Origin of the sequence: Bradyrhizobium sp. CCH5-F6, from assembly GCF_001556045.1 — a bacterium.
In the GTDB taxonomy this organism is placed as follows: Bacteria; Pseudomonadota; Alphaproteobacteria; order Rhizobiales; family Xanthobacteraceae; genus Bradyrhizobium.
This window is the reverse complement of the sequence record NZ_LSIC01000004.1, coordinates 1-5896: the sequence shown is the minus strand read 5'-3', so window position 1 is coordinate 5896 and position 5896 is coordinate 1. Positions and strand designations below refer to the sequence as shown.

Here is a 5896-nt window from a genome sequence, read left to right as displayed (position 1 = left end):
GGTCGGCGTGAAGGTGACCGTATTGGTCTGGGCATTGAAGCTGACGGTGCCGTTGACGCCGCCGCTCACGCCCGTGACGGTGAGCGTGCCGCCATCGGGATCGGAATCGTTGGCGAGCAACGCGGCTGCCGCGATCGCCAGCGCGGTGCTCTGACTGGTGGTGTAGCCGCTGTCGTTGTTTGCGACCGGCAGCTGGTTGCTGCCGTCGAACGGCGTGAACACGACGTCGACCCAGTAGTTCGAGGCGTTATAGGTGTTGGTCGGGAAGATGCCGGACGTGCTGGTGCCGCCATAGGAATAGACGCCGTTGCCGCCCGCGGTCGTGGCCGAAGGCGCGGTCAATGGGCCGCTTGTGACGGCCGTGGTGAAGTAGTTGTTGGTCACCACATAAGCGCCGGTGGTGTGATAGGACGCAACATAGGTCGTGTTGGCGGTGATCGAAACCGGGGATGGCAGGTTGACGGTCTGCCAGCCGCTGGCTGACGTATTGGTGAAGGTGGCCGTAGCGAGGCGGACGCCCGTCGACGTCCAGAGATCAAGGACGTTGGCACCAGTGTCGCTGGCGCTGCGATAGAATTTGAGAGCCGTGATCTGGCCGGCGACCGAGGACGTGAACTTCATCCCGACTTCAAGCTGGGATCCGTCATTGAGGTTGGTCTGCGCGGGTGTATTTGACGCGCTGAACAGGCTATAGGGATTCGTTCCGAGCGGTGCCACCGTGAGGTTGGCATTGGCCGTGGCCGTACCGCCGCGCCCGTCCGAGATCGTGTAGCTGAAGCTGGCCGGGCCGGCGTAGCCGGCGGTGGGCGTGAATGTGATGGTGTTGTTCTGAGGATTGGGCTGAGTGTTGAGGACGACGGTGCCGTTCGTCGCTCCGCTCACCCCGGTTATGGTCAGCGTATCTCCATCGGGATCGCTGTCGTTGGCGATCAGCGACGCCGCCGTGATCGTCGCGGGCGTGTTCTGTGTCACGGTCGCGGTATCGTTCACCGCCACCGGCGCGGTATTGGTCGTGGAGGGGTTGAACATGACGTCAACCCAGAAATTCGTCGATTGGAACGTGCTGGTGGGGAACGCCGTGTTGTTGCTGTAGGTATAGACGCCGTTACCATTGGCGGGTGCGGTCAGCGGACCGCTCGTCACATCGCCCGTGAAGTAGTTCACGCTGGAGGAGTAGTAGCCCACATTCGTATGATAGGACGCGACATAGGTGGCGCCGACCGTTATCGGGACCGGATTGGAGAAGGTCACACTCTGCCAACCGCCTACCGTTTCGTTTCCAAAGGTGGCGGTTGCCAGCAAGGTGCCGGTGCTGGTCCAGAGCGTGCCGGTGTGGGTGCCCGTATCCTGGCTGCTCTTGTAGAAGCGGATCCCGCTGATGGTGCCGGCAACCGAGGTTTGAAACTTCACACCGAGCTCGACGGCGCTTGCATCGGTGGTGTTGACCGTGTCGGGGGTTGCCGAGCCCGGAAAGAGCGAGACGTAGGAGGGCGCGTTGACAGTCACCGTGCGACCCGCCGAAGGCGTCTCCAGATTGATGCTGTCGTCCACCGCGCGTGACTTGATGGTGTAGGTCCCGGCAACCTGCGGCGCCCAGGTATAGGTCCACGTCTCGTCACCGATCGCGTTCTGCCAGCTCAGTCCGCCATCGGTCGAGACCTCCACGCCGGCGATCACGCCGCCGCCGAGATCCGCAGCCGTGCCGGAGATCGTGACTGTCGTTCCGACACTGAAGCCCGCCAGTGCGTTGATGCTGGAGGTCGGAGCCGTCGAGTCCGTCGAGGCGGTCGCCGCGATCATTCCCGGCTGGAGCGTTCCCGGTTGAATCCCCATGTCGGCGAGCAGGTTGATCATCGCCTGCTGCACGCGCGGATCGGTCGGCGTCGGCGCCAGATCGTGATTGTCGCTCAGGCCCCACGACCAATAGACCGTCCCGGCGCCGAAGACCAACGCCCCGCTCGGAGCGCGATAGAGCGTCAGGTTATGGGTCGAGACGCCAGGTCCGGTCGTGTTGCCGTAGTCGAGCAGATAGGTGTTGACCGGAAGCGTCGTCGAGGAGAGCCGGACCAGGCCGGCCGGATCGAACCCGTTGTCGGGCGCCTCATCCCACTCATAGCCGAGATAGTTCTTGGTCAGCGTTTCCGTTTGCCCAGGCTGGAGATTGGCAACGCTGGTGTTGCGCCAGAAGCGCAGATTGGCATCGTCATAGGGAATTGTAATCGACTGGAGGCCGCTGCCTTGGCCGACATCATCGACCTGGAACATCTGCCCGACCAAGGCATTTTCCGGGATTCCGCCGCCGACCGACGGCGGGCTGAGGCGTGGATCGCGGAACGTCCCGGTCCACTCGTCGCTTGGATCGATCGACGCTGTCGGCGACCATGTTTCCTTGTAGGAGATCAGGGTGCGGTAGGCGGTGGCGTCGCTGCTGATGCTGTTGCCCCAGCGCGTGCGCCAGTACATTTCGTTGCCGCTCCAGAACGCGAGGTTCACGCCGGCATCGCGGGCCGCCTGGACGTTGGCGCGCTGCTGTCCTGACCAATATTCGTCGTGACCGACGTCGAGGTAGAGCTTGTGGTTGAGCAGGAGACTGCCGTAACGGTCCACATCGACTCCCGACATGTAGGAGACGTCGTAACCATTCTGCTCCAGCCAGTAGATCGCGGAATATTCGGCGCCGAACAGATAATCCTGCGGACCGGCATAGGTCCCGACGTTGCCGCGGGTGGCGATCGGCCGGTTGTAGCTCACCGCGTAGGCGCGTCCCGCGCCTTGACCGGTCGCGGGACCGTCGCCGCCATAGAAATTGGCGCCGCCCCAGCCGTTATAGGCCTGCCAGGTCGTGTCCGAGGTCTGGAAGACAACATCGCTGGTGCTGCTGTCGTCTCTGACGATGAAGGGGATGTGATTGGCGCCGGTAGTTCCGTCCTGGCGCACGAGCTTTGCGATGTAGACGCCGGACACCGCATCGGCCGGAATATCCCAGGAGGCTGATACGGACCAGTTGCCGGCATCGACCAGGCCGGTCGCCGCGTCGCGCAGCGGCGCAGGCTGGTCCTGCACGCCCGTGTGCTGGATGGTGGTGACCTTACGCGCCCCCATGCCGCCATAGTAGCCGAGGCGGTAGATGTCGATCCGGTAGTCTGATGAATCCGTATTGATCTTGAAGTCGACCCGGTTGCCCCGATTGACGCTGATGTCGGTGGCAAAGCCTTCGATGTTCGAACTGCCGGCGCCTTCGATATCCCACTCGCTTTGCGGGTTTCCCGGCTTCTGGTTCTCGAGAACGATTGGATTCGTGGAAGTCGCTGCGGCCGCGAGAAGGCTGCTCGACTCCGGCGCGGCGGCCTGCCGGCCGGCGGGGGGAGCCGTTGCGGCTGTCACCGAGCCGGACAGAATTCCGATTTGGCCGGTCGACGTCCCGATACCCATCTCTCCTCCACCTGGCAGGACGTTCCAGTTGGAAAGCGGCGCAACGTGGTGCGTCGACAGGTGAACACTGGTGGAGGCTCCCATGGTACCGGCTTGACCGGTCAGCACGAAATCTGCTCCGCCGGACAGCCGGCTACCCTGCAGCTGCCCGCTGTGGACTGCGCTTTGATCGAGCAATCGTGTTGGAGCAATGAAGTAGCCGCAACCACAGACCTGCGCGACCGCTGGAGTCGTAGACGACCCGACGATATCCGGGGCCAGGCTCGCCGAGGGGATCCGGCCAAGGATGACGACCGGATTCGACGTCGTTTGGTCCGCGGCCGCAGAGGTTGGCGTTCGGAGTCCTGCGGTCACTCCCGCGAATCCGTCGCTCGAAGTCGTATTGGACGAAGACGACAGCACAGCGGTAGCTGAGGCGGCGCTCAGGCCCGCAGGATCCAGCGGATCTCGCGCTCCGTGCCGTGACAGCCACTCGTCATCGGCCTCCGAATCAGGCGTCCAGCTGTTTCTCCGGGACAGAGTCCTTGGCCACGCCCGCAATCCGAGAGCGATGTGGCTCAAACGAAGACTTTCGTACAAGGACCTCATGACATCCTCGCGAGTTGGGGGACTATGCATGACAGATGCTGATGGCCGTCACCTTGACGGCGGCGCGGATGTCGAAGCGACGTCTCCACCACTCGGGAACGAGCCGATTTTGGACCTTCAGGAGAGGCTGCGGTCGCCCCGTTTTTCGTAATGATTTCTGTGGTCATGGCATCGCCGGCAAGACGTCATCGCATCGAATTAAACCGGCATTATTAATTGCATTTAATATTAATTCAATGGTTTTCAATGTCACATGGTCGTGTCGAGCATCAATGCCCGGCTCGAGACGCGCGTGCGTCACGGCGTTACGTCGCCTGGTTCAGGTGATCAGGATAATGCCAGGGCGGAAAGGGGTCGCTGAGATTGCGCCAGCTCCGGGGATTGAACCCGTTCTCCGAAGTGGCGAGACAAGCATCGAGCGAGGCTCGGATGTACGTTTCGTCCATGCCTGAACCGATGAACACCAGCTCCTGACGACGATCGCCCCAGGTGCTGTCCCATCTCTCACTGAGATGTTGTTGCACGTGAGGATGGCTTGGCCACGTCGACTTCGGGACGGTTGCCCACCAATATCCCATGGGCTCGCACCGACGTTGCATCCCTGCAACGGAGAGGAGACCCACCCAATCCGGCCGCGTGGCAAGCCAGAAATGTCCTTTGGCGCGCAACACGCCTGGCCAGGGCTTGTTGAGAAAGGACAAGAGGCTGGCCGGATCGAACGGACGTCTTTCCGAGTAGACGAAACTGGATATGCCGTACTCCTCGGTCTCCGGCACATGGGAAGCGGGGCTGTTGAGCTCCTTGTCCCAGAGAGGATGAGTCGCAGCCTTCGCTTCGTGGAAGAGGCCGGTGTTGAGAATGGCGTGGAGAGGAACTTCGCCAAAGTCGGTCTCGATCTGGCGCGCCCGTGGATTGAGCGCGGCAACCACCTTGCGGACCTCCGCACGCGTCGCCTCAGTGGCTTCCGACACCTTGTTGATCACGACCACATCGGCAAATTCGATCTGCTCGACCAGGAGATCGACCAGCGTGCGTCCATCGGCGGCATCGCGTGACTCGCCGTGGTCGCGCAGCAGATCGCGGCTGTTGTACTTGGCGAGCAGGTTCAGGGCGTCCACGACGGTGACCATCGTGTCGAGGTTCGCAAGATCAGAGAGCGAGACCCCGGCTTCGTCGCGAAAGGAGAAAGTTGCTGCGACGGGAAGAGGTTCGGCAATCCCGGTCCCTTCGATCAGGAGATAGTCGAAGCGTCGCTCCTCGGCCAATCGCCTGACCTCCGTCAGGAGATCGTCGCGCAGCGTGCAGCATATGCAGCCATTGCTGAGTTGCACGAGTGTTTCGGTCGTATGCGACAGGTTCGCGCCGCCGTTGCTGACCAGATCGGCGTCTATGTTCAGCTGGCTCATGTCATTGACGATGACGGCAACGCGAAGGCCCTCGCGATTCCTCAGCACGTGGTTGAGCAATGTCGTCTTCCCCGACCCCAGAAATCCGCTGAGCACGGTGACCGGTAGCCGGTTGGCGGGGCTTGCTGCCTGTTTCATAAGTCTCCCCTGGCCGACGGCCCTGCGGACTGAACGACGTTGACAGAGGCAGGCAGCGGTGCCGAAAGGTCGCGCCACGACAGTCTGGACTTGTGCGGCCCTCTCAGGCCCTGCCAATTAATATTATAATGTCGACGTCTATATTAATATATTAATATTGAGATCCATAAATTAAATCAAGTCACGGCCCCGCGACGCGCACTTTTGAGGTGCGTCTGGGAGCCCGACTTCCCGGAGCCTAAAGCGTGATGAGATCAGGTTTAATGGCTAAAGGCGGAAGTGAGCTCCCTCTCCCGCTTGCGGGAGAGGGTTGGGGAGAGGGTGTTTCCGCA

Annotated in this window: 2 protein-coding genes; both read right to left on the bottom strand. The window is 61.8% G+C overall.

All coding sequences use genetic code 11. The annotated features are described in order from the left end of the window. Positions 1-3972, bottom strand: a 3972-nt coding sequence (locus AX729_RS00380) for a DUF4082 domain-containing protein (RefSeq protein ID WP_502686892.1), incomplete at its 3' end; no start/stop codon positions are given. A gap of 353 nt (positions 3973-4325) precedes the next feature. Next, positions 4326-5564 (bottom strand): GTP-binding protein, encoded by a 1239-nt coding sequence (locus tag AX729_RS00375; protein ID WP_061019922.1) that lies wholly within the window; start codon positions 5562-5564, stop codon positions 4326-4328. Positions 5565-5896: the final 332 nt, after the last annotated feature.